The following is a 25,125-nucleotide window of genomic DNA, read 5'->3' as shown; positions in this document are numbered from 1 at the left end:
TGTGATGGACTCGGCGAAGAGGTCGCGCTACCCGTTGCGCCATGAAAAAAGGCGACCATCTCTTTCTTGTAGACGGCTCGGGTTACATTTTTCGGGCTTATCACGCACTTCCACCGCTCAACCGCAAGTCGGACGGTCTTCCCGTCAGTGCGGTTCTCGGCTTCTGCAACATGGTTTGGAAGCTCCTGCGCGATGCGAGGGACACGGCCGTCGGCGTGACACCCACGCATTTTGCGGTGATCTTCGATTATTCGTCCAAAACCTTCCGCAGCGAAATCTACCCGGAATACAAGGCCAATCGCACCGAACCGCCGGAAGATCTCATCCCGCAATTCGGCCTGATCCGTGAGGCCACGCGCGCCTTCGATCTGCCATGCATCGAGATGGAGGGATATGAGGCGGACGATCTGATCGCCACCTATGCCCGCCTTGCCTGCGAGGCCGGGGGTGACACCACGATCGTCTCCTCCGACAAGGACCTGATGCAGCTCGTCGGTCCGACGGTCTCCATGTACGACCCGATGAAGGACAAGGAGATCCAGGTTCCGGAGGTCATCGAGAAATGGGGTGTTCCGCCCGAGAAGATGATCGAGCTGCAGGCGCTCACCGGGGATACGATCGACAATGTTCCGGGCGTGCCGGGGATCGGACCAAAGACTGCCGCGCAGCTCCTGCAAGAATATGGTGACCTCGATACGCTTCTTGCCCGGGCGCATGAGATCAAGCAGCCGAAGCGCCGCGAAAATCTTATCGAATACGCCGAGAAGGTGCGAATCTCCCGCGAACTGGTCCGGTTGAGGGACGATGTGCAGGTGGAGGTGCCGCTTGACGCACTGGCGCTCAATCCGCCGGATGGGCCGAAGCTCATTTCCTTTCTCAAGGCCATGGAATTCTCCTCGCTTACCCGCCGCGTCGCCGAGGCGACGGGAGCGGATGCATCGGCCGTCGAGCCGGCATATCTGGAGGTCCAGAAAGGTGCCGAGGCCCACGGGCCCGACCTTACCGTCCCCGCCACGGGCATCGGAGAGCCGGGCGCTGAGGGCGAAGTGGCGCCTGAAAGGGACGATAGCGCCGCCACACCGGAGAAACTTGCGCGCAAGCTGGCCGACGCTGCTGCGCATGAAGCCTTCGATCATTCCCGCTATGTCTGCATTCGCGACCTGGAAACGCTGAACCAATGGGTCGCGGAGGCGCGAGAGACAGGTGTTGTCGCGATCGACACCGAGACCACCTCGCTCGATCCCATGCAGGCTGAGCTTTGCGGCATCGCGCTCGCGATCGCCCCGAACCGGGCAGCCTATGTCCCCCTCTCGCATAAGAACGGAGCGGAAGACCTGCTCGGTGGGGGCATGGTCGACGGGCAGATCAAGGTGGAAGCGGCTCTCGCTTTGCTACGGCCGCTCTTCCAGGACCCTTCTGTCCTGAAGATCGGCCAGAACCTCAAATATGACTGGCTGCTGCTTTATCGCCACGGCATCGAGATCGCGCCCTATGACGACACGATGCTCATCTCCTACGTATTGGAGGCGGGCACCCAAGCCCACGGCATGGATGCCCTGGCGGAGCGTTGGCTGGGTCACACGCCGCTCTCCTATAAGAAGGTGACGGGTTCCGGCCGCTCGAAGGTGACCTTTGACATGGTCGACTTGGAGCGGGCGACCCTGTACGCCTCCGAGGACGCCGACGTCACCCTCAGGCTCTGGAAAGTCCTGAAGCCGCAGCTTGCCGCCAAGGGTCTCGTCTCCGTCTACGAACGGCTGGAGCGGCCGATGATTTCAGTCATCTGCCGCATGGAGCATCGCGGCATCATGGTCGACCGGCAGATCCTGTCGCGCATGTCCGGCGATTTCGCTCAGACGGCTGCGGCGATGGAGGAAGAGATATATCAGCTTGCCGGAGGCCGCTTCACCATCGGATCTCCCAAGCAATTGGGCGACATTCTTTTTGGACGCATGGGTCTTCCCGGCGGCGCCAAGACCAAGTCGGGCCAGTGGTCGACCTCAGCGCAAGTGCTCGAGGAACTGGCCGCCGCAGGGCACGAGTTGCCGCGCAAGATCGTGGACTGGCGCCAAGTCACAAAGCTCAAATCCACTTATACGGATGCGCTGCCCGGCTACATTCATCCCGACACGGGGCGGGTGCACACGTCCTATTCGCTGGCTTCGACAACGACGGGCCGGCTCTCTTCCTCCGAGCCGAACCTGCAGAACATACCGGTGCGGACGCCGGAAGGCCGCAAGATCCGGACCGCATTCATCGCTGCGCCCGGCTACAAGCTGATCTCGGCCGACTACAGCCAAATCGAGCTGCGCGTGCTGGCGCATGTGGCGGATATCCCGGAGCTGAAAAAGGCGTTCGCGGACGGAATGGACATCCATGCCATGACGGCCTCCGAAATGTTCAGCGTGCCGGTGGAGGGCATGCCTGGCGAGGTGCGCCGACGCGCCAAGGCCATCAATTTCGGCATCATCTACGGCATATCCGCTTTTGGTCTTGCCAACCAACTTGCGATACCGCGCGAGGAAGCCGGCGCCTATATCAAACGCTATTTCGAGCGCTTCCCGGGCATTCGGGATTACATGGAGCGCACGAAAGCTTTCTGCCGCGAGAAGGGCTATGTAGAGACCATTTTCGGCCGTCGCGCGCATTATCCGGAAATCCGCTCGTCCAATCCTTCCGTCCGCGCTTTCAACGAGCGCGCGTCCATCAATGCCCCCATCCAAGGCTCGGCAGCCGATATCATCCGCCGTGCCATGATGCGCATGGAGGCGGCGCTGGCCGATTCAGGCCTGGGCGACGTGAAGATGCTTCTTCAAGTGCATGACGAACTGGTGTTCGAGGCTCCGGAAGATGCCGTGGAACGTGCGATCCCGGTCATCCGCACGGTGATGGAAGGGGCGGCCTGGCCTGCCCGCTCGCTCTCCGTGCCGCTGAAGGTGGACGCCCGCGCCGCCGACAACTGGGAGGAGGCCCATTAGGCGTCATCGCCAACGAGTCGCTTCCGGCTCACCATTGGCGGCCGCCATGGCGAACCGTGAGCTGCCGCAGGAGCGCGGCAGCTACCGCTCGCGGTAGCGAAGCTGGCGTTGCTGGCTCGGGGCATGTCTGGTAGAGAACACCCCATATTTTTGCCGATCCTCGAAGGCTCCTACCCGATGGAACCAAAAATCTCAGACCGATAGGCCGCAGCAACGCGCTTTCGTTGCTGCGGCGTCTGCCAGGTTCCGATTTGCCACCCGAGAGCCCAGACCGCCGCCGAATACAATCATTCGAGCGGATTCTTTCCCATGTCTAAAAATATCCGGCTGTGGAGCTACAGCCTGCCGGTTGCGTTGATGCTGCTGGCGCCCTTCAACATTCTTGCCTCGCTCGGCATGGACATCTACCTGCCGGCCATCCCCACCATGCCGGGAGTCCTCGGCACTACTCCCGCCGTAGTGCAACTGACGCTAACCCTTTACATGATCATGCTCGGCGTGGGGCAGATCGTCTTCGGGTCGCTTTCGGATCGTTTCGGCCGCCGACCGGTCCTCATCGGCGGGGGTGTCATTTTTGCCGCCGCCTCCCTCGCCCTTGCCGCTATATCATCGGCCGAGTTGTTCCTGCTTCTCCGGCTGGTGCAAGCCACGGGTGCAGCCGCCGTGCTGGTGGCGCTTTTCGCCACGATCCGCGACGTCTATGCGAGCCGGCCAGAAAGCACCGTCATATACGGCCTCATGAACGCTATGTTGGCCTTCGTACCCGCTGTCGGTCCGGTCGCTGGCGCGCTTGTGATGGACTGGTGGGGGTGGCGCGCCATCTTCCTCGCGCTGGGCATCCCGGCTCTCATCGTGCTCGCCCTCATGCTGCCCGCTTGGCACGAGACGCGGCAAGTGAAGGAGGGGCAGCAAGGCGCGGGGTTCGGGTCGGTGCTGAGGAGCCCCGCCTTCTGGATCTATACGATCGGCTTCGGGACTGCCATGGGCACATTCTTCGTGTTCTTCTCAATCGCCCCACGCGTACTGATGGATCGGGCAGGCTTTTCCGAACTCGGTTTCAGCTTGGCCTTTGCAACGGTGGCTATCGCCATGATCATCACCACACGTTTCGCCAAAGCCTTCGTGGCGCGATGGGGCATTCCGGGCAGCGTGATACGCGGAATGGTGATGTTGATCCTGGGGGCGTGCCTGCTTGCGATCGGCCAGCTGGTTCTGGCGCCGTCCTTCTGGTCCTTCGTCGTGCCGATGTGGCTGATCGCGGTTGGGATCGTCTTTACAACCGCCGTCACAGCCAATGGTGCCCTGCAGGAATTCGGAGAAACTGCGGGCACCGCCGTCGCCCTGCACTTCTGCATCCAGAGCCTTGTTGTCGGCATTGTCGGCACCGGCTTCGTGATTATGCTGGATGGCAGCACCGCATGGCCTCTCATCACCTACGCTGCCGGCATGGCGGCAACCACCCTGATCGCGCTGTTTTGGCTCGGTCGTCGCGATCCGCATCCGCAAACGGCGTGATGCTAGACCTGAGCGGTCGATGCCGACCGCTCAGGAAGCCTGTTCATCGGCTTAAGGTCTCGTGCGAGCATGCTTCTATTGTTGGGACGCGGATGGTGAACCACACGGAAGCCAACACGACGTCAGGGGCATCAGGCCTTTCGCGGCAGCACGCGGTCCGGCGGCCGGTGGCCGTCGAAAAAGGTGCGGATGTTGATGATGACCTTCTCGCCCATGTCGATCCGGCCTTCCATCGTGGCCGATCCCATGTGAGGAAGGATCACCACTTTCCCCGCCTCGGCGAGCTTCACGAGCCTCTTGTTCACCGCTGGCTCGTGGGCGAAGACATCAAGGCCTGCTCCCGCGAGCTTGCCCTCCTCGACCATGCGGATCAGGGCTTCCTCGTCGACGATGTCGCCCCGCGCCGTATTCACGATAAAGGCTGAGGGTTGCATGAGCGCCAGCCTGCGCGCTGAAAGCAGGTGATACGTGGCGGGTGTGGAAGGGCAGTTCACGGAAATGATGTCCATCCGCGCCAGCATCTGGTCAAGGCTGTCCCAATAGGTGGCCTCCAACTCGTCCTCGATCATCGGCGCGACCCGGCGGCGGTTATGATAGTGGATAGAGAGACCAAAGGCCTTGGCGCGGCGTGCTACGGCCGTGCCGATCCGCCCCATGCCGACAATGCCGAGGCGCTTGCCCCAGATCCGCCGACCGAGCATCCAGGTGGGTGACCAGCCGGCCCATTTTCCGCCGCGCTTAAGCAGCTCCGCCCCTTCCACCAGCCGCCGGGGGACGGCAAGCATCAAGGCCATTGTCATGTCTGCGGTGTCCTCATTGAGGACGTTCGGCGTATTGGTGACGGTGATGCCGCGTTCGGCCGCGGCGGTGACGTCGATATGCTCGACACCGTTCCCGTAATTGGCGATCAGCTTCAGGCGCTCCCCCGCTTGGGCGAGGAGAGCCGCATCGATGCGATCGGTGATGGTGGGAACCAGGACATCCGCCTCTTTCACGGCCGCCACCAATTCCGGCTGCGTCAGTGGGCGATCGTCGATATTCAGCCGCGCATCGAAGAGTTCCCGCATGCGCGTTTCAACCTGGTCCGGCAATTTCCGGGTAATCACGACGAGAGGTTTCTTTCGCCCCGTCATTCTTCTTTCCTGCCTCCGCGTTGAGACCCCGTTAACCAAGACGAGAGAAACTGAAGGGTGCCGCGCCCTGCTTCGATGCCTCAGCCCGATGTCTAACAAGCAGGCGCAAGGAAGACAAAGAAAAAGACCGTATGCGCTGCGTGGGTCCCAAACCAAATCGCTGCCACCGGTGCGCTATCGCGCTGTCGGCCGCGAGCGCGGGACAAAGGGGTAAAATGTTTCAGTCATGAAGGGCCAGAGATTTCTTTCCTTCCTCATTGCCGCCGTCCTCACCACGTTCCCGGCCATCGCCCAGGATCAAGTGCAGCCCGGCGAGGCCTTGAAGCGCGGCCCGAGTGGATTGCCGCTGCCGCGTTTCGTCAGCCTGAAGTCCGGTCGCGTGAATATGCGGGTTGGGCCGGGGACCCAGTATGCTGTCTCGTGGCTCTATCTGAAGCCGGGCTTGCCCATCGAGATAATCCAGGAATACGACAATTGGCGCCGGGTGCGCGATGCCGATGGGGCAGAAGGCTGGATCAATCAGGCACTGCTTTCCGGGCGGCGCACCGCGGTCGTGGCTCCCTGGTTCAAAGGCAAGGAAAATGCTGCCGTGCCGCTTCTTGCAAACCCTGAAGAGAACGCACGGGAAGTAGCCCAGGTGGAGCCGGGTGTCGTTGGTGAGGTGACGCTCTGCAATGGCAGTTGGTGCCGCATCAATTTCGCCGGCCACGAGGGCTGGATGGACCAGAGGGCGATCTGGGGCGTCTATCCTGGAGAGACCATCAAGGAATAGGCCGTTCGCGGCTCAGATCGGCCGCGGCTTGCCGGCGGACAGCACCGGCCGTGATTCGCGCGTTGAAAATATCGCGTCCCTGGCCACCGGGCCGGCCGAACAGCTAACCTGAATCAGCGTCGATTCCTGGCCTTCGGACGCAGGCGAACCAGAATATCCACGTGGGCGATTTCCATGTCTTCGGGCGGCGTCGGCAGATTGGATACGGTCACCGGCCCTTCGGGGATATCGACCAGCCGGTTCTCGCCCTCCAGGAAGAAATGATGATGGTCCGACGTGTTGGTGTCGAAATAGGTCTTCGAACCCTCCACCGGCAGGATCCTCAACATACCCGCCTCGGTGAATTGGTGAAGGGTGTTGTAGACCGTCGCGAGGGACACCCGGACGCCGGCGCGCAGCGCTTCCTCATGGAGTTCCTCAGCCGAAACATGACGGTTGCCGGCCGCAAACAAAAGCTCAGCAAGCGCCACGCGCTGTCTCGTCGGGCGCAACCCAGCCGCTCTCACGCGGCATCCGAGCACGGACTGCTCCAGTTCTTCGGCACTTGCTGCGGTCAAGGAAAACCTTTCCTGTCCCTGCGGATCGAGGCGGCAAAGCCGCGCATAGTTGTCCAGACATATATTCTGCCCGCACCGTCCGATCAATAGCGGCAAAAGGTCCGGTCGGATCTTGTCTATCATCGTCGGGATAATCCTCTCCGGGCAGTTTCCCACGGGAAACAAGCTGTGATAGGGAGAGTTTCCAAAATGCGGTGCCTGATCGGGCTAACGCGAAAAGGTGAAAGTAGGCCGGAAGAACCGGTCGCCAGGTGAGAACGGGAATTCATGGCGCAGACGAAATCCAGTTACGATTACGAAGACCTTCTGGCCTGCGCCCGCGGCGAATTGTTCGGCCCGGGCAATGCACAGCTTCCGGCTCCTCCCATGCTGATGTTCGACCGCATCACGGAGGTGCAGGCAGAAGGCGGCGAATTCGGAAAAGGCTTCATCCGCGCCGAACTCGATATCAAACCCGACCTTTGGTTTTTCCCCTGCCACTTCATCGGCGATCCGGTGATGCCCGGCTGCCTCGGCCTCGATGCGCTCTGGCAGATGACAGGCTTCTTCCTCGGCTGGCTGGGCGAGCCCGGCAAGGGGCGCGCCATCTCGACAGGCGAAGTGAAATTCAGCGGCATGGTGACCCCCAGCGTCAAAAGGGTCGAATACGGTGTCGACCTGAAACGCGTGATGCGCGGACGCCTCGTGCTTGGGATCGGAGATGGGTGGTTGAAGGCCGACGGGGAAACCATATACAGGGCCTCCGACCTGCGTGTCGGCCTTTTCAAGCAGGAAGCCTAGGCCGCCCGCTCATCGCAACACCAGCCTTGAAGCCCTAAGGAGAGCCATATGAGACGCGTCGTAGTCACCGGCCTCGGCATCGTTTCCTCCATCGGCAACAACGCCCAGGAAGTCACGGCCTCGCTGCGCGAAGCCAAATCGGGCATTAGCTTCTCGCCAGATTTCGCCGAGCACGGCTTTCGGTGCCAGGTGTGGGGAGCACCCACACTCGACCCGACAGAGCTCGTGGACCGCCGCGCCATGCGTTTCCTTTCCAAGGGCGGCGCCTGGAACCATGTGGCCATGGAACAGGCAATCGCCGATGCAGGGCTCGAGGAGAAGGACATCTCCCACGAGCGCACCGGCATCATCATGGGATCAGGCGGCCCCTCCACACGCGTGATTGTGGAGGCCGCCGATACAACCCGGGAAAAGGGTAGCCCGAAGCGCATCGGCCCCTTCGCGGTGCCGAAAGCCATGTCGTCCACGGCGTCGGCAACGCTGGCGACCTGGTTCAAGATTCACGGCGTGAATTACTCGATCTCTTCCGCCTGCTCTACGTCCGCGCACTGTATCGGCAACGCCTATGAGCTGATCCAATGGGGCAAGCAGGACATGATCTTCGCCGGTGGCCACGAGGATCTCGACTGGACGATGTCGAACCTCTTCGATGCCATGGGTGCAATGTCATCCAAGCATAACGATACGCCGTCCACGGCCTCGCGTGCCTACGATGTGACGCGCGACGGCTTCGTCATCGCGGGCGGGGCAGGCGTGCTGGTGCTTGAGGAACTGGAGCACGCCAAGGCGCGCGGCGCGAAGATTTACGCCGAAATCGTTGGTTATGGCGCCACTTCGGACGGCTACGACATGGTGGCGCTGTCCGGCGAAGGTGCGGTCCGCTGCATGCGCCAGGCGCTTTCCACCGTTCAGGAGAAAGTAGACTACATCAATACGCACGGCACTTCGACACCGGTTGGCGATTCCGGCGAGATCGGGGCTGTTCGTCAGGTGTTCGGGAACGAAATCCCCCCGATTTCCTCGACGAAATCGCTCACCGGCCACTCCTTGGGAGCCGCCGGCGCGCAGGAATCCATCTACTCGATCCTGATGATGCAGGAGGGTTTCATCGGCGAGAGCGCGCATATCACCGAGCTGGATCCCGAATTCGAAGGGGTTCCCATCGTGCGCAAGCGCATCGACAATGCAAAGATAGACACCGTGCTGTCGAATTCGTTCGGTTTCGGCGGCACCAATGCGACGCTGGTGTTTCAGCGATACGCGGGCTGAGGGGATTATGGAATCTCTTATGAAGGGGAAGCGCGGCGTCATCATGGGCGTCGCGAACGATCATTCGATCGCCTGGGGCATCGCTAGAAAACTGGCCGAGCATGGGGCGGAGCTTGCATTCACCTATCAGGGCGATGCGTTTGGCCGTCGCGTCAAGCCGCTTGCGGACCAGGCGGGAGCAAAGCTGCTTCTGCCCTGCGATGTTGAAGACAGCGCCTCGATCGACCAGGTTTTCGAGACCCTTTCGTCGGAATGGGGCTCGCTCGATTTCCTCGTGCATGCAATTGGATTTTCCGACCGCAACGAATTGAAGGGACTTTACGCCAACACCACGCGGGAGAATTTCATCCGCACCATGGTGATCTCCTGCTATTCCTTCACCGAAGTCAGCCGGAAGGCGGCTGCGATGATGGATAAGGGGGGCAGCCTTCTTACACTCACCTATGCCGGGTCAGTGCGCGTGATGCCCAATTACAATGTGATGGGTGTTGCGAAGGCGGGCCTCGAGGCAAGCGTTCGTTATCTCGCCAATGATTATGGCCCCCGCGGCATTCGCGTGAATGCGATCTCGGCAGGCCCGGTGCGGACGCTTGCCGGTGCGGGGATTTCGGATGCGCGCCACATGTTCAGCTATCAGCAGCGCAACTCCCCACTGCGCCGCACCGTCACGATAGACGAGATCGGCGGCTCGGCGCTCTATCTTCTGTCGAACCTCTCCTCAGGCGTGACCGGCGAAATCCACTATGTGGATTCAGGTTACAACATTGTTTCCATGCCGGTTCTCGAAGAGTTGAAGCGGTCCGGCGAAGCCTCGGAAAAGGCTGAAGCCGAAGGGGAAGCCAAGGCCAAATAACAGCCCTGGCTGACCTATTTCCGCCCCCAAAGCACCTTGTAGCTCTCATCCCGGGCAATTTCGCCGACCTGGCGGAAATGCTCCTCCATCGCGGCCTCATAGGGCAGGCCGCGATTGGCGACGAGAAACAACCTCCCGCCTGGCTTGAGGGATTTCGCGGCCGTCGCGACCATCCCTCGTCCCATATCCGGCTCAGCCGCACGGCTGCGATGGAAGGGCGGGTTCATCGCGATCACGTCATAACGTCGTGTAACCGGTTCACCGAGAAGATCGTGCCAGAAAAACCGGCAATTCGTCTCCGAGGCCCGGGCGGCCATGTTGCGCTTGGCCGCTTCCAGCGACGGAAGATGCGCCTCATAGAGATCAATCAGCGAAACCGCCGATCGCTCGGCCAGCCGGAGGGACAAGTAGCCCCAGCCCGCTGCAAAGTCCGCCACCTCGCCGGAAATATCTGAAGGCAGATTCTCGGCGAGAAACCGCGAGCCTGCATCCACCACTCCCTCCGAGAAGCCGCCGACCGCAGTGGCGTATCCTTCGGAGGTCACCTCTGCGGGTGACGACAAGGACGCAAGGAACCCTTCTTCGAGCAACCCCGGACGTCGAAACCAAAGCGCCAGTCCGTGATATTTCGACAGATGATCTTCGATGGGAAGAAGTTCAGCAATGCGCTTTCGAAAGCCCGGTGCACCATCCTGCTTGCTGCCGGCGGCAGCAATGAGTCCGCCCGGACGAACGCGCCTCAGCGCTTCGGCAAGATGCGTTTCGTTCTCCCGCCTGTTGCGGCCGAGGAGCAAGAGCGCGGCATCGTAGCCCTCCCCCTGCGCTTCCGAAAAAACCGAAAAACCATCCCTCTGCAGCGCCAGGAAGTCCGGACGAAAGTCCGACACCACGTCGGCCTTTGCATCCGTTTCGGGGAGCCGCAAATCCCCAGATGCTCCGAGCACGAGTATGCGTGCGCTGCTTCCCGGCATTTCCAGGATTCCGCGGTCGAAGGGATAGAGGAGGATCGGCAGGGCTTCGTGCATGGGATCCGCAGCACGCTAGAGCATTTTGCAGGCAAGTGGAATCACTTGCGGTCGTGCGACGAGAAGATCGCGCGAAGAAATGTGAGCGCATTCCGCTCCAGAAAGGGCGGGATACAGGAACGGGCGCAGCTATTGCCGCGCCCGCTCAAGAAATAGGACGAGAAGATCAGCCTTCGGCTTCCTGCTTCTCTTCCTTCTTCTCCTGCACGATCTCCTTGCCGGTCTTCTGATCGACGACCTTCATCGAGAGACGAACTTTGCCGCGCTCGTCAAAGCCCATGAGCTTGACGAAGACCTTGTCGCCTTCCTTCACGACATCCGTCGTCTTCTGGACGCGCTCGGGCGCAAGCTGGGAGATGTGCACCAGCCCGTCGCGCGGGCCGAAGAAGTTCACGAAGGCGCCGAAATCGGCTGTCTTGACGACCGTGCCCTCGTAGATCTCGCCCACCTCGGGCTCGGCCACGATGGAGTGAATCCACTTACGGGCAGCTTCGATCTCCTTGCCGTTGTTGGAGGCGATCTTAACCGTGCCGTCGTCCTCGATATTGATCTTGGCGCCGGTCTTCTCCACGATCTCGCGGATCACCTTGCCGCCGGTGCCGATAACATCGCGGATCTTTTCGGTCGGGATGTGCATCACTTCGATGCGTGGCGCAAACTCGCCGAGTTCGCCGCGGCTCTCGGAGAGAGCCTGGGCCATCTCGCCGAGAATGTGCAGCCGGCCGTCCTTTGCCTGCTCCAAAGCGACCTTCATGATCTCTTCGGTGATGCCGGTGATCTTGATGTCCATCTGCAAGGAGGTCACGCCATCGGCGGTGCCGGCCACTTTGAAATCCATGTCGCCGAGATGATCCTCGTCGCCAAGTATGTCAGACAGCACGGCAAAGCGATCGTCCTCCTTGATGAGGCCCATGGCGATACCGGCCACCGGCTTTGCAAGCGGCACACCTGCATCCATCAGGGCGAGCGAGGTGCCGCAGACAGTTGCCATGGAGGAGGAGCCGTTCGATTCCGTGATCTCCGAGACAACGCGGATCGTGTAGGGGAACTGCTCCGGCGCCGGGAGGAGCGGGTGCACCGCGCGCCAGGCAAGCTTGCCATGGCCGATCTCACGACGGCCCGGGGAACCCATGCGGCCCGTCTCGCCCACTGAATAGGGCGGGAAATTGTAGTGCAGCATGAAGGTTTCTTTGACGGTGCCGGTCAGCGAGTCGACATATTGCTCGTCTTCGCCGGTTCCAAGCGTTGCGACCACAAGCGCCTGCGTCTCACCGCGGGTGAAGACGGCAGAGCCGTGCGTGCGGGGCAGCACGCCCACTTCCGCGACGATCGGGCGAACGCTCTTCAGGTCGCGGCCGTCGATGCGGGAACCGGTGTCCAGGATGTTCCAGCGAACGATCTTGGCCTGGAGAGCCTTGAACACCGTGGCCACCTGCTCAGGTGTCCACTTGTATTCCTCGGCGCTTTCCGGAAGGAAAGTCTCCTTCACCTTCGCCTTGGCAGCGTCCACCGCGTTATAGCGGCTTTGCTTGTCGGTGATCTTGTAGGCTTCGCGCAGATCGGTCTCGATGACCTTCAGCATCTCCGCCTCGAGCGCGGACAGATCCTCCGGGAGGAACTCGCGTGGCTCCTTCGCCGCGACCTCGGCGAGCTTAATGATGGCGTCGATGACCGGCTGGAAGTTCCTGTGGCCGAACATCACCGCGCCGAGCATCACATCCTCGGGCAGCTCGTGCGCTTCCGACTCCACCATCAGCACGGCATCGTTCGTGCCGGCGACGACGAGGTCGAGCTTGGTCTCGGCCATCTCGTCGAGATGCGGGTTCAGGATGTATTCGCCATTGACATAGCCGACGCGCGCGGCACCGACAGGCCCCATGAAGGGAACGCCCGAAAGGGTCAGTGCAGCGGAAGCGGCGACCATGGACACGATGTCCGGATCATTCTCCAGATCGTGCTGGAGAACGGTGACGATCACCTGCGTGTCGTTCTTGTAGCCCTCAACGAAAAGGGGGCGGATCGGGCGATCGATGAGACGGGAGACCAGCGTCTCCTTCTCGCTCGGCCGGCCCTCGCGCTTGAAGTAGCCGCCGGGAATCTTGCCGGCCGCGAAGGTCTTTTCCTGGTAGTTGACGGTAAGGGGGAAGAAATCGATCCCGGGCTTCGGCTCCTTGGCCGACACCACGGTGGCGAGCACGACCGTCTCACCATAGGTGGCGAGAACAGCGCCATCGGCCTGGCGAGCAATCTTGCCCGTTTCCAGGATGAGCGGACGCCCACCCCATTCGATTTCCACTTTGTGTTGCTTGAACATGTGTTGTCCTTGAATTCCGAAGACAGGCTTCATGAGCCAGCCTCCGCTTTCTTCCTTGTTAGGACGAGCCACGGGCAAGACAACGGGGCACTTGATTCAAAGCCGGTCGGCGGCTCACAAGCACCCAGCAATCCTGCCCCATGACCTGCCCGTCGGCGGCGTACCGGAGCCTGCTCCGGAGGCCGTATGGCCCATGCCTTTGGCGGGGCCAAAACGCTGGCGGCGGGTCCTCCAACGAGGACCCGCCAGCCAGAACTAGCGACGCAGCCCGAGCCTTTCGATCAGCGTCTGGTAGCGGGCTTCGTCCTTCCGCTTGACATAGTCGAGCAGACGACGGCGCTGCGAGACGAGTTTGAGGAGACCACGGCGGGAATGGTTATCCTTCTGGTGCTCCTTGAAATGCTCGGTCAGGTTCTTGATGCGCTCGGTAAGGAGAGCGACCTGGACTTCCGGCGAACCGGTGTCGCCGTTGGCGGTCGCGAATTCCTTCAAAAGCTCCTGCTTGCGCTCGGCAGTAATCGACATCGGGGTCCTTTCTATCGGTATTGGTGAATGGGCCGCCCAGAGCCGGGATGTCGTCCAGCAAGGGCCTTCTCACAAAGCCTTAAATGCGCTGTGATGCCGCCGCATATAGTGCATAATCCGGCCAATTGCCAGCCAAAAGGGTAATCAGAGCGGAGGCGCTGGGTGGCCCCGCTCCGGAACCAGACGCTTCAACGGAATACGGAAAATGCACTCCAGGCCGTCGCGGTGGAACGTCCGGGAGATCTCGGCATCGAGGGTTCCTCCCAACATGCGCTCGATGATCTCCGTGCCGAAGCCGCGGCGCATCGGCCGCCTGCGCAGAAGCGTGAGGTGCTCGCGCCACGTAATGACCAGCGTCTCCCCTTCGATCGCCCATGTCACGGAAAGCCGCCCCGTTCGGGTCCCGAAGGCTCCGTATTTGGCGGCATTTGTCGCAAGCTCATGCACGGCAAGTCCGATGGTCTGCGCCGCCTGATTGGAGAGGCGGAACGGTGGCCCGGAAATTTCAAGGCGCTTCAGATCCTCGGGCCGGAACGGTTCGATCTGCGCCATGAGCAGTTCCCGAAGCTCCACACCGGTGGCGCCGCCCGCGATGAGAAGGTCTGTCGATCGGGCAAGGCCATAGAGACGCTTCTGAAAGGAATCCAGAAAGGCGGGCAAGGAGCGCGAACTGCGCGCAGTCTGCTTTGCCATGGAGGAGACGACCGTGAGCTGGTTTTTTGCACGGTGGGCCACCTCCCGCATGAGGAGCCTAATTTCGTTTTCCGCGGCCTTTCGATCCGTCGCGGCCTCGGAAAGCGCGGCGGAAACCGTGGCTACCTCGGCGATGGGATAGCGCATGGCGTCGACCGGTTGTCCGGCGCCCAGCCGGCGAGCGTCATAGGCCAGGCGGCGGATCGGACGGGCGATCTGCCTTCCGATCAGCCAGGCGGCAAGCGTACCGATTCCGATGATGATCAGGCTGGCATTGAAGAGCGAGCGCAGGGCCCGGCGCGTGGGCTCCTCGACGGCGGCGGTGGGGGCCCAGACGACCACCTTCCAGCCGCTATAAGCGGACTCATCCACGATCGCCACATAGGATTGCGAATCCACACTTTCGGAGATTCGCGCCGTCTGGGGAGCGCCACTGCTGCTTATGTCGAGAAAGAATGGCTTTCCTATGCTGGACGACATGAAGGAGGAGGCGATTACGATTCCATCGCGATCGAGCAGAGAGGCGTTCCAGCCGCCGCGCAGCATCTCCTGGGAAAGGGTATCGCCCATGCTCTCCGCGTCACGCGTCAGCACCAGCAGAAGCGGCGGCTGGTTTTCGCGCAGGAAAGGCAGGACGGCATTGAAGACCCATTTCTGCGAGACCTGACCGAGGAAGACGCCGGAAACGACGGCCGCCCTTGTGTCCAGCGCCTGCTTTGCAGAGACAGGGTCCGCGGTAGGACCGAGCGGCGTGCCATACGGCACGCGCGTGTTCAAAAGCTGCAGGAAATTGCCATCGAGCACGATGAGATAGGAACCGGTACCGGCAAGGGCCGCCTTTGCCCGTTCGTAGAAGTCGTGCAGGTTTCCGGTCGTGAGCGAGCGCGTCGTGGACAGAACCCTCAGCGTCGTGACCATGCCGCTCAGTTCGCGATCCACCGCCTCCGCAATGGAACCCGCCATGGCTTCCGCGAGCGTCTCTACAACAGCGCGCTGCGCCGCATCGTTGCGCTGCAGAAGAACCGTGGAGATGGCCAGCGCCGGAACGACGGTGACGATGATCAGCAAAAAAAGATAAAAGCCGATGGACTTCGGACCCATCAGCCGCGCGCGCAGCTTTCGCCCGAACCCGTGCTTTGCATCAGGGCTACTAGCGCCGGTCTCCACGTCGCCCAAACCTTGCCGATCCAACCCGCATTCTCTCCTTCAATGCGAAACTCGGACAAGCGTTGCAACAGAAAGCTGAACGACCTCTTTCTGCGTCAGAAGCCAAACACTCTTTTCGGCTTGAACATTCCGGCTTCCACCATGCCGATCGCCACCAGGCGGCCACGCGCGCTTGCCCATGCTTCGGGAGCCTCCGCAGGCGCGTCCCGCCCGCGAACGATCACTGGATTGCCGAGCCTTATCCTGCTTGCCGCATCGTCGCTCAAAGCGATTTCTGGCAAACCATCAAGAGCCGACTCCGTATTTAGAAGGAATGGATCGAGCGCTGCAAAGCGCTCGTCTTCCGCCGCGGCCTCGGCGGCCGCTTCCAGGTCTTTGAGGGGAACAAGCTGCGTGGGCTCGAAGGGATAAACCTCGGTGCGGCGCAGGTCCGCAACATAGCCGAAGCAGTCCAGATCGCGGCCCATATCCCGGGCGAGCGAGCGCACATAGGTGCCCTTGCCGCATTCCATCTCGAACACAGCCTTGTTCGGGTCGGGAATTTCAACGAGCTCGAGCCGTTCGATCTCCACCTCGCGCGCCGCGATTTCCACCACTTCGCCCTCACGAGCTAAGTCGTATGCGCGCTCACCACCGATTTTCACCGCGGAGAACTGAGGCGGGATCTGCATGATCACGCCCGTATATTTGGGCAGGAGCGCGCGTATGTCGTCTTCGGCGGGGACTTTGTCCGACGACCGCGTGACAGGGCCCTCAAGATCATCGGTGGAGCGCTCTTCTCCCCAGGCGACGGTAAAGCGATATACCTTCGCCCCTTCCATCACATAGGGGACCGTCTTGGTGGCGTCGCCGAGGGCAATGGGCAGCATGCCGGAGGCAAGCGGATCGAGGGTGCCGGCATGGCCCGCCTTCTGCGCCCCGAACAGCCATTTCACTTTGGAGACGGCTTCGGTAGAACCAAGCCCGGCCGGCTTGTCCAAAATCAGCCAGCCGGAAATATTCCGGCCCCTCTTTTTTCCGCGACGCGCCATCTGGCACCCTTCTTCTTGTTATGTCCGGTTATTTTTCAGCGTCTTCGTCATCGCTGTCGCGGCGCAGATCCCGCTCCACTTCGGGGGAGCGCAGAATCCGATCGATCTTCTCGAAATTCTCATAGCTCGTGTCGAGCCTGAAGCGGAACTCGGGCATATATTTCATCTGCCGCAGGGCAGGGCTGACCCGCCCGCGAATGTAGCGCGCGTTGCGATTCAATGCTGCAATGATCGCTTCCTTATCGCCGTTCAGTGGCGACACGAACGCTGTCGCGATCTTCAAGTCCGGCGACATGCGCACTTCGGATACCGAGATCACGGCCCCTTCGAGCGCCGGATCACGCATGTCTTCGCGCTGGAGCACTTCGGACAGGGCGTGACGAGCCTGTTCGCCGACACGCAGCTGCCGTTGGGAGGGAGCGGAATTGGACATGGCAAATGGGTTATCAAAGTTTGAGCGGAGATCGCAGATCTTCCGCTACGCATCAATCGGTATGCCGCAGCAAGCTCAGCCAGGAACGGCCGGCGGCCAATCTGGCCACCGGCGCGTTCTTAGAGTGTACGCGTCACATGCTCGACGCGGAAGGCCTCGATGACGTCGCCCACGCGGATGTCCTCATAATTTTCGAAGGCCATACCGCATTCCTGGCCGACGGGAACTTCCGCAACCTCATCCTTGAAGCGCTTGAGCGTCTTGAGCTTGCCTTCGTGGATGACGACGTTGTCGCGGATAAGCCGCACGCCCGCACCACGCTCGACCTTGCCTTCGCTGACACGGCAGCCGGCCACCTTGCCGACCTTGGTAATGTTGAAGACCTCGAGAATCTCGGCGTTGCCAAGGAAGGTCTCGCGCCGCTCGGGCGAGAGAAGTCCGGACATAGCCGCTTTGATGTCATCCACCAGGTCGTAGATGATGTTGTAGTAGCGGATTTCGATCCCCGCCTGCTCGGCCGCGTCCCGCGCCTGCTTGTTGGCACGTACGTTGAAGCCGATGATGGCGGCATTCGAGGTCTCGGCGAGCGAAATGTCGCTCTCCGTGATGGCGCCGGCGCCCGAATGGACGATGCGCGCACGGACTTCGTCATTGCCGAGCTTTTCGAGCGCGTTGACGATCGCCTCGATCGAGCCCTGCACGTCACCCTTGATGATGAGCGGGAACTCCTTCAGGCCGCTCGACTGCAGCTGCGACATCATCTGCTCGAGCGAGCCGCGCTGGCCAGCCTGGCGAGCCACGGCCTTTTCCCGAGCCTTACGCTGACGGTATTCGGAGATCTCGCGGGCCCTGGCTTCCGTATCCACCACGGCAAAGCGGTCACCGGCCTGGGGCGTGCCTTGCAGGCCCAGAACCTCCACCGGCATGGACGGCGGAGCTGCCTTCACCATCTCGCCGCGGTCATTCACCAATGCGCGGACACGACCCCATTCATTGCCGGCCACGATCACGTCGCCCGGCTTGAGGGTACCCGCCTGGACGAGCATGGTAGCCACCGATCCACGGCCCCGATCGAGCTTCGCCTCGATGACCACGCCTTCCGCGGTGCGGTCCGGATTGGCCTTAAGCTCGAGGATCTCCGCCTGCAGGAGGATGGTTTCCAGCAGCTTGTCCAGATTGATGCCCTTCGTGGCCGAGACTTCGACGTCAAGCACGTCGCCGCCCATCGATTCCACGAACACTTCATGCTGGAGCAACTCGGTCCGCACCTTCTGCGGATTGGCTTCCGGCTTATCGACCTTGTTGATGGCCACGATGATCGGAACACCCGCCGCCTTGGCATGATTGATCGATTCGATCGTCTGCGGCATCACGCTGTCATCGGCCGCCACCACCAGCACGGCAATGTCGGTCGCCTGCGCACCGCGAGCCCGCATGGCGGTAAAAGCCGCGTGGCCGGGCGTGTCGATGAAGGTGATCGTATGCCCGTCCTGCACGACCTGATAGGCACCGATGTGTTGGGTAATGCCGCCGGCTTCACCAGCCACCACATTGGCCTTGCGGATGGCATCGAGCAGAGAGGTCTTGCCGTGGTCAACGTGGCCCATGATCGTGACCACGGGCGGACGCGGCTTCTCGTCCTCCGGCCTGTCCTCGATGTTGAAGAGGCCTTCCTCGACGTCGGATTCCGCGACGCGCTTGGCTGTATGGCCGAAGTCCACCGCTACCAGCTCGGCCGTATCCGCGTCGATCACGTCGCCGGGCTTCATGATCTGACCCTGCTTCATGAAATACTTCACCACGTCCACGGCCCGCTCAGCCATACGCTGCGCAAGCTCCTGGATCGTGATCGTCTCGGGAATGACGACCTCGCGCGAGACCTTCTCGCGCTGCTCCTGCTGCATAGCGCGCTTGAACTTCTCCTGCCTGCGGCGCATGGAGGAAAGTGAGCGGCTGCGGGTGCTCTCCTCGTCGGAGAGCGCAGTGTTGAGCGTGAGCTTGCCGCGCCGACGTTCTTCTTCTCCGCGAGGCTTGGCAGGGCGCACGGGCGCCTCCACCTTCACGGCACCCCGCTTGGCGGGCTGTCCGCGGCTTCCGCGCTCTTCTTCCTCCTCATCATCAGCCGCCTCGACGACCGCGGGAGTTTCGACCACCGGAGCCCGGCGCTTGGCCTCTTCCTCGGCGCGCTTGCGCGCTTCGGCCTCGGCCTTCAGACGAGCTTCTTCCTCGGCCTGACGGCGAGCAGATTCCTCGCGCTCGCGAAGACGGCGCTCCTCTTCCTCGGCTCGACGCTTTGCCTCTTCCTCGGCGCGCTTGCGCTCCTCGGCCTCACGCAGCTTCGCACCCTGCAGGGCGCGGCGGCGAGCCTCGATCTCGTCGGCCGACAGCTCGTTCAGCACCACGCCCGAGCGCGGCTGCTGCGGCTGAGGCCTGGGCGGCTCACGCCGCTGTTGAGGGGCAGGCGTAGGCGCGGGTGCGGCAACAGAGGGTGCGGGCGGCTTGGGGCGCGCAGGCGCCACAGGCTCGACGCGCTCGTCCGGCCTGGAAAATTTGCGCTTCTTGGTTTCGACAACGACTGCCTTCGTCCGTCCATGGGAGAAGTTTTGACGCACAGTACCCTGCTCCACGCCGGGTCGTTTCAGAGTCAGCGTCTTCTTTGGATTGACGCTCAGCGTCTTGTCGTCACCGGTCTTCGTATCAGTCATTCCATATCCTCTGCGGCATCCGCCGCGCTCGACATGTCCCGCTCCGGGACAATGCCTCGATATCGAGCAAGCGCGTCGATGCGCCTCAGCGCTGCCTCGCCCGGCCCCCGGTCGAGCACGGCAGCATGTATCACATTTGTTGCCCCCAATGCCAAACTCATTTCGGTCTCCGAAAAGAGTTTGTATGCCGGCACCATCGGTCCGCCGACATGAGCTATCGATTTTCGCGCGTTCGCAATCTTGCGAACGCCGTCCTCGGAAGCCTCATCTGCGTGCAGCACGGCCAATGCCTTGCCGCTGCGCACCCCGGCTTCCACCTTCGCTGCTCCCAATGCCACGGCTCCCGCCTTGCGCGCAAGGCCAAGAGCACCGAGAGCGGTGCTTACGAGCAAAGATTCGACCATTTCGGCCAAGCCCGGCGGCACCGTCACCGGTGCCTTCAGCGCGCGAGAGAAAAGATTCTTCGCCGCCGCCCTTTCGACCAGGCTCCGTTCAGCGCCTACCCAGCAGCCACGTCCCGGCAGCTTTCGCTTCAGGTCCGGAACGACCGTCCCGTCCGGAGCTGCGACGAAGCGGATCAGCCGATCCGGCTCCAGCGCTTCCCGCGTCACGATACATGTGCGGTCGTTCATCGCTTTTCACAAGACCCCTGGGTAAGCAGGCCGACATATCAGCCTTCCACCGGCTGGGCTTCCTCGCCCTCGGTTTCTTCGGCTTCGGCCTGCAGGTCTTCCTCGCTGATCCATCCCATCTTCAGGCGCGCCGCGACAACCATCTGCTCCGCCTCGGCACGGCTGACATCGAAATCCGAAAGCACGCCCGGGAAGAATTTGTTCTCCCCATCCTTGCGCTCTCTCCAGCCCACGAGATCATCCACCGCGTAGCCCGCGAAATCCTCGATGGTATTAACGCCGTCCTCGCCGAGCTTCACCATCATGGCCGTGGTCATGCCCGGAATCTCGCGCAGCTCGTCGGAAACGCCGAGTTCCCTGCGCTTCGCGTCCTGCTCGCCTTCGATACGATCGAGGTATTCGCGAGCGCGCGTCTGGATTTCTACGGCCGTGTCCTCATCGAAGCCATCGATCGAGGAGATCTCGTCCGCGTCTACATAGGCGAGTTCCTCGACGCTGGTAAAGCCTTCGGAAGCCAGTACCTGGCCGACCATCTCGTCCACATTGAGAGCTTCCATGAAGAGGTTCGAGCGTTCGGTGAATTCCTTCTGCCGGCGCTGGGATTCCTCTTCTTCCGTCAGGATATCGATGTCCCAACCGGTGAGCTGCGACGCCAGGCGCACGTTCTGGCCGCGACGGCCGATAGCGAGCGAAAGCTGATCGTCCGGCACGACCACCTCGATGCGCTCGGCATCCTCGTCGAGCACCACCTTCGAGACTTCCGCCGGCTGCAAGGCATTGACGATGAAGCTCGCCGCGTTCTCATTCCACGGAATGATGTCGATCTTCTCACCCTGAAGCTCCGCCACGACGGCTTGAACTCGCGAGCCACGCATACCCACGCAGGCGCCTACGGGATCGATCGAGGAATCATGGCTGATCACCGCGATCTTGGCGCGGCTGCCCGGATCGCGGGCCACCGACTTAATCTCGATAATGCCATCATAGATCTCCGGCACTTCCATGGTGAAGAGCTTCGCCATGAACTGCGGATGGGTGCGGGAAAGGAAAATCTGGGGCCCGCGCTGCTCGCGGCGCACATCATAGACATAGGCACGCACGCGATCGCCATATTTGAAGGATTCGCGCGGGATCAGCTCGTCACGGCGGATGATGCCTTCGCCGCGGCCGAGATCGACAATCACATTGCCGTACTCAACGCGCTTGACCGTGCCGTTGACGATCTCGCCGACGCGGTCCTTGTATTCCTCGTATTGCCGGTCGCGCTCGGCCTCGCGCACCTTCTGCACGATCACCTGCTTGGCCGATTGCGCCGCAATGCGGCCGAAATCCATCGGGGGAAGCTGCTCGGCGATGAAATCGCCAACCTGGGCATCTGGATTGCGCCGGCGGGCGTCCACGATAGAGATCTGCCGTGCGGGCTCCTCCAGATCTTCGACCACTTCCATGAGCCGCTGCAGCTTCATCTCGCCCGTTTGGGGATTGATGTCGGCGCGGATATTGGTCTCCTGGCCGTAGCGCGAGCGGGCCGCCTTCTGGATGGCATCGGCCATGGCCTGGATCACGATGGTCTTATCAATCGACTTCTCGCGGGCCACCGCATCGGCGATCTGCAAAAGCTCCAGTCTGTTTGCACTGACAGCCATATTCATTCTCCTTCACTTGCAGAGTGGGGCCGCGACCCTCCCTCTGCCAAATCCGATTGCTCCTCGCCTGTATCATCGGCAGGTCCGGCAAGCTCCTCCCCGCCGCGGCGGCGCGCCTTCTTCCGCTGCCGCCTCTCCTCCTTGTCCTTCTTCAGCGCCTCCCGGATGAGTGCATCCGTCAGCACCAGCTTAGCCTCGCTGATCGCATCGAGCGGAATCTCGGCAATCGGGTCTTCGCCCTCGGCCACCTTGTCCCGCTCGATCGTCAGGCTTTCGTCCGAGCAGCCAAGGATTTTACCACGAAATCGCTTGCGTCCTCCAACCATCACCGAGGTTTCCACCTTCGCCAGATGGCCTATCGCTCCCCGGAAATCCGACACGCGCACCAAAGGCCGGTCGATTCCGGGAGAGGAGATCTCAAGCTGGTAGGCACTGTCGATCGGGTCTTCGACGTCGAGCGCCGGCGAGACCGCCCGGCTGACCTCCTCGCAATCATCGACGGTCATCGTGCCGTCGGGCCGCTCGGCCATAATTTGCAACGTCAGGCCATCCTGCGCCGAAAGGCGCACGCGCACGAGCCGGTAGCCAAGCGCATCAAGCACCGGCATGACGATCGCCGCCACACGGGCGTCCACGCCGGTTTCGCGAATGATGCGGTCGTCCTGCATAAATTAGGTCCTCTGGGGTGGCCAGCTAACAAAAAAGAGCGGGACCGGATGGACCCACTCTTCGTCGTAAATGACCAAGAATTTCCTTCGATATAGCCAAGACGGCGGCCAGTTTCAAGCACAGTCCGAAACTTGCTTATTGCTGCAATGCACAATTCACATGGGTGCATTGCACAAAAAGCTATAGCGCAGGCCCGCTTGCATGCTTATCTCTCATGACATAGCCAGTGGAGAGAAAAATGCGCAGACGCAGCTTTGTCAGCGGAATCAGTGAATTTTTTGGCGTGATGGACAGCGCGATCCGGGTTTCGAACGCCGTCCGCAATCATGCTCAGCCGCAGTCGGCCGATCTTGTGAAACTCGGCATCGATCCCGAGCGCTTCCGGGAAATCAGGTTCCGTTAAATACGGACGAAGGTGAGATACGCGGGCCGTCGACCCTCGCGTATCGCTTTCGCCTCGTAACGCGTACCTGGCCAGCCGTCATACGCTATGCGCCAGTTGTCGGCACTTCGAACCTTCCATTCGAATGCGGGATGGGCTCTGCACGAAAGCAGGGTCCAGTTCACGTAGCCCTCTATATCCGACGCAAAGCGGAACTGGCCACCAGCGCGCAGCACCCGCGCAAAGCGATCAAGATTGGCTTTGTTGACGAAGCGGCGCTTCCAATGACGCTTCTTCGGCCAGGGATCGGGATAAAAAAGATCGATTCCCGAGATCGCCGCGTCCGGCAGCCAGTCGAGAAGCGCCGTGGCATCATCGTCATAGAGGCGCAAATTCGCCGGCATCTCTCCTTCAAGCCCCGTAACAAGCTTCGCCATGCCGTTGACGAACGGTTCCACACCGATGAAGCCGGTTTCGGGGTACCGCCGGATTTCATTGAGCAGGTGTTCCCCGCCGCCGAAGCCGATTTCCAGGCGAACGTCGCGGACCGGGCCCTGGAAAAGATTTTTCAGTTCGCCGGGAGGCGGGGCGGTGAGATCGATCTTCAGCCGGGGAAGCAGCTTTTCGACAGCGGCCGACTGCTGCGGGCGCAAACGCTTGCCGCGCCTGCGCCCGAAGAATGCTTCTGTGGCACGTTCAGGATGGCTTTCAGCCATGGCTTTGTCTAAGCGGCCGCAGCCATCGCCTGTTTGAGAGCCTTCACCAGATCCATCCGCTCCCATGAGAAGGAGCCGTCGCGACCACCCGGCTTGCGGCCAAAATGGCCGTAGGCTGCCGTCTTCGCGTAGATGGGCTTGTTGAGATCGAGATGCCGCCGGATCCCGGAAGGCGACAGGTCCATCACCTGCCGGATGGCAAGCTCCACCTCTTCCTCGGAAACGCGGCCGGTGCCGTGCAGATCCACATAGATCGAAAGCGGCTGCGCCACGCCGATGGCATAGGAAAGCTGGATCGTGCAGCGATCCGCCAGTCCTGCAGCGACGACGTTCTTCGCCAGATAACGCGCAGCATAGGCTGCCGAGCGATCCACCTTGGTCGTGTCCTTGCCCGAGAACGCTCCGCCGCCATGGGGTGCGGCGCCACCATAGGTGTCGACGATGATCTTGCGCCCCGTGAGCCCGGCGTCACCATCCGGACCGCCAATCACAAACTTGCCGGTCGGATTGATGAACCAGCGGCAATCGTCGGCTATCGCAAGCCCGCCATCGGAAAGCGCCTTGCGAATATAGGGCTCCACGACGTCGCGGACCTTTTGTGAGTCCCAAGAAGCGTCGAGATGTTGTGTGGAAAGCACGATTTCGGTCACCGCGCTGGGCTTGCCGTCCACGTAACGAACCGTCACCTGGCTCTTGGCATCGGGCCCGAGCCTTGCGACGTCGCCCTTGCCTTCCCGACGTGCTTCGGAAAGCGTCTGAAGGATGCGATGGGCGTAGTAGATCGGGGCGGGCATGAGATCAGGCGTTTCACGGCAAGCATAGCCGAACATGATGCCCTGGTCGCCCGCACCTTCTTCGCCCTGCCTATCGGCGGCATTGTCCACGCCTTGACCGATATCGGGCGACTGGGCGTGCAGGAGCACATCGATCTTCACGTTCTTCCAGTGAAACCCGTCCTGCTCGTAGCCGATGGCCCGAATGGCCCGGCGTGCGGCTGCGCGGAATTTCGACGGATTGACGACAGGATGTCCCCGGCCATCGGTAAGGACATTCCCCTCCTTATCGCGCTTGAGCAGGCTGTCGGGAACCCGAACCTCGCCTGCTATGATGACACGATTGGTGGTGGCCAGCGTTTCGCAGGCGACACGGACCTTCCATGGGTCCATGCCTTCCTTCTTTGCCTCACGATAGACCAGGTCGACGATCTCATCCGAGATTCTGTCGCAGACCTTATCGGGATGACCTTCCGAAACGGATTCACTTGTAAAGAGATAGCTTCTGCGCACCACGGGTAACCCCTCTGAGAAAAGCCAGCGCATGCCAGCAGCTG

The 25,125-nt window shown here is 61.6% G+C and carries 21 protein-coding genes; 7 read left to right on the top strand and 14 right to left on the bottom strand.

Features of this window, described 5'->3' with window-relative positions; genetic code table 11:
* The first annotated feature begins 41 nt into the window (after window positions 1-41).
* Both polA and cml read left to right on the top strand, forming a co-directional pair.
* Window positions 42-2,978: a DNA polymerase I gene (polA, locus tag CHEJ32_RS23545; protein WP_034657675.1), complete on the top strand. Its 2,937-nt coding sequence runs from the start codon at window positions 42-44 to the stop codon at window positions 2,976-2,978.
* Between the two features lie 309 nt (window positions 2,979-3,287).
* A complete protein-coding gene (gene cml / locus CHEJ32_RS0100520; protein WP_028032086.1) occupies window positions 3,288-4,493 on the top strand; it encodes a CmlA/FloR family chloramphenicol efflux MFS transporter in 1,206 nt (401 codons plus the stop codon).
* 131 nt (window positions 4,494-4,624) lie between these two features.
* Here the strand turns inward: cml and CHEJ32_RS0100515 are convergent, their stop codons facing one another.
* Complete coding sequence (locus tag CHEJ32_RS0100515; protein ID WP_028032085.1) at window positions 4,625-5,626, bottom strand: D-glycerate dehydrogenase; 1,002 nt, start codon at window positions 5,624-5,626, stop codon at window positions 4,625-4,627.
* 226 nt (window positions 5,627-5,852) lie between these two features.
* Here CHEJ32_RS0100515 and CHEJ32_RS0100510 point away from each other — a divergent pair, with 226 nt between their 5' ends.
* Entirely contained in the window at window positions 5,853-6,398 is a 546-nt protein-coding gene (locus CHEJ32_RS0100510) for an SH3 domain-containing protein (RefSeq protein ID WP_028032084.1), read from the top strand.
* A 113-nt stretch (window positions 6,399-6,511) separates the two neighbouring features.
* On the opposite strand, the gene irrA is transcribed toward CHEJ32_RS0100510, so the two are convergent.
* Complete coding sequence (irrA, locus tag CHEJ32_RS0100505) at window positions 6,512-6,955, bottom strand: iron response transcriptional regulator IrrA (RefSeq protein WP_084032652.1); 444 nt, start codon at window positions 6,953-6,955, stop codon at window positions 6,512-6,514.
* Window positions 6,956-7,222: 267 nt separating this feature from the next.
* On the opposite strand from irrA, the gene fabA reads away from it, so the two are divergent.
* From fabA to fabI, 3 genes are read left to right on the top strand one after another with little or no spacing between them, the layout of a single operon-like run.
* Entirely contained in the window at window positions 7,223-7,735 is a 513-nt protein-coding gene (gene fabA, locus CHEJ32_RS0100500) for a 3-hydroxyacyl-[acyl-carrier-protein] dehydratase FabA (protein ID WP_028032082.1), read from the top strand.
* A gap of 48 nt (window positions 7,736-7,783) precedes the next feature.
* Window positions 7,784-9,004, top strand: coding sequence for a beta-ketoacyl-ACP synthase I (gene fabB, locus CHEJ32_RS0100495; RefSeq protein WP_028032081.1), 1,221 nt, complete (start codon window positions 7,784-7,786; stop codon window positions 9,002-9,004).
* A 7-nt stretch (window positions 9,005-9,011) separates the two neighbouring features.
* Window positions 9,012-9,857: an enoyl-ACP reductase FabI gene (gene fabI, locus CHEJ32_RS0100490; protein ID WP_028032080.1), complete on the top strand. Its 846-nt coding sequence runs from the start codon at window positions 9,012-9,014 to the stop codon at window positions 9,855-9,857.
* A 14-nt stretch (window positions 9,858-9,871) separates the two neighbouring features.
* Here the strand turns inward: fabI and CHEJ32_RS0100485 are convergent, their stop codons facing one another.
* The 10 genes from CHEJ32_RS0100485 to rimP form a co-directional block, all read right to left on the bottom strand.
* On the bottom strand, window positions 9,872-10,882 hold the full coding sequence (locus tag CHEJ32_RS0100485; protein ID WP_028032079.1) for a class I SAM-dependent methyltransferase: 1,011 nt from the start codon (window positions 10,880-10,882) through the stop codon (window positions 9,872-9,874).
* A gap of 166 nt (window positions 10,883-11,048) precedes the next feature.
* Window positions 11,049-13,196 (bottom strand): polyribonucleotide nucleotidyltransferase, encoded by a 2,148-nt coding sequence (gene pnp, locus CHEJ32_RS0100480; protein WP_028032078.1) that lies wholly within the window; start codon window positions 13,194-13,196, stop codon window positions 11,049-11,051.
* Between the two features lie 255 nt (window positions 13,197-13,451).
* A complete protein-coding gene (gene rpsO, locus CHEJ32_RS0100475; protein WP_028032077.1) occupies window positions 13,452-13,721 on the bottom strand; it encodes a 30S ribosomal protein S15 in 270 nt (89 codons plus the stop codon).
* Window positions 13,722-13,865: 144 nt separating this feature from the next.
* Complete coding sequence (locus CHEJ32_RS0100470; protein ID WP_034657674.1) at window positions 13,866-15,605, bottom strand: sensor histidine kinase; 1,740 nt, start codon at window positions 15,603-15,605, stop codon at window positions 13,866-13,868.
* A 71-nt stretch (window positions 15,606-15,676) separates the two neighbouring features.
* Window positions 15,677-16,612 carry a tRNA pseudouridine(55) synthase TruB gene (truB, locus tag CHEJ32_RS0100465; RefSeq protein WP_028032075.1) on the bottom strand — a complete coding sequence of 312 codons (936 nt, stop codon included), beginning with the start codon at window positions 16,610-16,612 and terminating at the stop codon, window positions 15,677-15,679.
* 28 nt (window positions 16,613-16,640) lie between these two features.
* Window positions 16,641-17,045 (bottom strand): 30S ribosome-binding factor RbfA, encoded by a 405-nt coding sequence (gene rbfA / locus CHEJ32_RS0100460; RefSeq protein WP_028032074.1) that lies wholly within the window; start codon window positions 17,043-17,045, stop codon window positions 16,641-16,643.
* A gap of 119 nt (window positions 17,046-17,164) precedes the next feature.
* A complete protein-coding gene (gene infB, locus CHEJ32_RS0100455) occupies window positions 17,165-19,750 on the bottom strand; it encodes a translation initiation factor IF-2 (RefSeq protein ID WP_028032073.1) in 2,586 nt (861 codons plus the stop codon).
* The gene (locus CHEJ32_RS0100450; RefSeq protein WP_028032072.1) at window positions 19,747-20,382 is read right to left on the bottom strand and encodes an RNA-binding protein; all 636 of its coding nucleotides are present in this window, start codon (window positions 20,380-20,382) and stop codon (window positions 19,747-19,749) included. Before CHEJ32_RS0100450 ends, infB begins: the two co-directional genes overlap by 4 nt.
* A gap of 38 nt (window positions 20,383-20,420) precedes the next feature.
* A complete protein-coding gene (gene nusA / locus CHEJ32_RS0100445) occupies window positions 20,421-22,028 on the bottom strand; it encodes a transcription termination factor NusA (RefSeq protein ID WP_028032071.1) in 1,608 nt (535 codons plus the stop codon).
* 2 nt (window positions 22,029-22,030) lie between these two features.
* Complete coding sequence (gene rimP, locus CHEJ32_RS0100440; protein WP_028032070.1) at window positions 22,031-22,696, bottom strand: ribosome maturation factor RimP; 666 nt, start codon at window positions 22,694-22,696, stop codon at window positions 22,031-22,033.
* A 239-nt stretch (window positions 22,697-22,935) separates the two neighbouring features.
* On the opposite strand from rimP, the gene CHEJ32_RS27335 reads away from it, so the two are divergent.
* Window positions 22,936-23,100 (top strand): hypothetical protein, encoded by a 165-nt coding sequence (locus CHEJ32_RS27335; RefSeq protein WP_198023800.1) that lies wholly within the window; start codon window positions 22,936-22,938, stop codon window positions 23,098-23,100.
* On the opposite strand, the gene CHEJ32_RS0100430 is transcribed toward CHEJ32_RS27335, so the two are convergent.
* Both CHEJ32_RS0100430 and metK read right to left on the bottom strand, forming a co-directional pair.
* Window positions 23,097-23,795, bottom strand: coding sequence for a tRNA (guanosine(46)-N(7))-methyltransferase TrmB (locus CHEJ32_RS0100430; protein ID WP_028032069.1), 699 nt, complete (start codon window positions 23,793-23,795; stop codon window positions 23,097-23,099). The genes CHEJ32_RS27335 and CHEJ32_RS0100430 overlap by 4 nt on opposite strands.
* An 8-nt stretch (window positions 23,796-23,803) precedes the next feature.
* Window positions 23,804-25,081 (bottom strand): methionine adenosyltransferase, encoded by a 1,278-nt coding sequence (gene metK, locus CHEJ32_RS0100425; protein ID WP_210164587.1) that lies wholly within the window; start codon window positions 25,079-25,081, stop codon window positions 23,804-23,806.
* Window positions 25,082-25,125: the final 44 nt, after the last annotated feature.

The organism is Chelativorans sp. J32, assembly GCF_000518985.1.
In the GTDB taxonomy this organism is placed as follows: Bacteria; Pseudomonadota; Alphaproteobacteria; order Rhizobiales; family Rhizobiaceae; genus Chelativorans.
Note: the sequence above shows the minus strand (reverse complement) of the source record. Positions and strands in the feature narration are given on the sequence as shown.

Excerpts from the sequence above, each read along its gene's own strand:
- polA (WP_034657675.1), top strand. The coding sequence starts at position 42 with ATGAAAAAAGGCGACCATCTCTTTCTTGTAGACGGCTCGGGTTACATT.
- cml (WP_028032086.1), top strand. The coding sequence starts at position 3,288 with ATGTCTAAAAATATCCGGCTGTGGAGCTACAGCCTGCCGGTTGCGTTG.
- CHEJ32_RS0100515 (WP_028032085.1), bottom strand. The coding sequence starts at position 5,626 with ATGACGGGGCGAAAGAAACCTCTCGTCGTGATTACCCGGAAATTGCCG.
- CHEJ32_RS0100510 (WP_028032084.1), top strand. The coding sequence starts at position 5,853 with ATGAAGGGCCAGAGATTTCTTTCCTTCCTCATTGCCGCCGTCCTCACC.
- fabA (WP_028032082.1), top strand. The coding sequence starts at position 7,223 with ATGGCGCAGACGAAATCCAGTTACGATTACGAAGACCTTCTGGCCTGC.
- fabB (WP_028032081.1), top strand. The coding sequence starts at position 7,784 with ATGAGACGCGTCGTAGTCACCGGCCTCGGCATCGTTTCCTCCATCGGC.
- fabI (WP_028032080.1), top strand. The coding sequence starts at position 9,012 with ATGGAATCTCTTATGAAGGGGAAGCGCGGCGTCATCATGGGCGTCGCG.
- CHEJ32_RS0100485 (WP_028032079.1), bottom strand. The coding sequence starts at position 10,882 with ATGCACGAAGCCCTGCCGATCCTCCTCTATCCCTTCGACCGCGGAATC.
- pnp (WP_028032078.1), bottom strand. The coding sequence starts at position 13,196 with ATGTTCAAGCAACACAAAGTGGAAATCGAATGGGGTGGGCGTCCGCTC.
- rpsO (WP_028032077.1), bottom strand. The coding sequence starts at position 13,721 with ATGTCGATTACTGCCGAGCGCAAGCAGGAGCTTTTGAAGGAATTCGCG.
- truB (WP_028032075.1), bottom strand. The coding sequence starts at position 16,612 with ATGGCGCGTCGCGGAAAAAAGAGGGGCCGGAATATTTCCGGCTGGCTG.
- rbfA (WP_028032074.1), bottom strand. The coding sequence starts at position 17,045 with ATGTCCAATTCCGCTCCCTCCCAACGGCAGCTGCGTGTCGGCGAACAG.
- infB (WP_028032073.1), bottom strand. The coding sequence starts at position 19,750 with ATGACTGATACGAAGACCGGTGACGACAAGACGCTGAGCGTCAATCCA.
- CHEJ32_RS0100450 (WP_028032072.1), bottom strand. The coding sequence starts at position 20,382 with ATGAACGACCGCACATGTATCGTGACGCGGGAAGCGCTGGAGCCGGAT.
- nusA (WP_028032071.1), bottom strand. The coding sequence starts at position 22,028 with ATGGCTGTCAGTGCAAACAGACTGGAGCTTTTGCAGATCGCCGATGCG.
- rimP (WP_028032070.1), bottom strand. The coding sequence starts at position 22,696 with ATGCAGGACGACCGCATCATTCGCGAAACCGGCGTGGACGCCCGTGTG.
- CHEJ32_RS27335 (WP_198023800.1), top strand. The coding sequence starts at position 22,936 with ATGCGCAGACGCAGCTTTGTCAGCGGAATCAGTGAATTTTTTGGCGTG.
- CHEJ32_RS0100430 (WP_028032069.1), bottom strand. The coding sequence starts at position 23,795 with ATGGCTGAAAGCCATCCTGAACGTGCCACAGAAGCATTCTTCGGGCGC.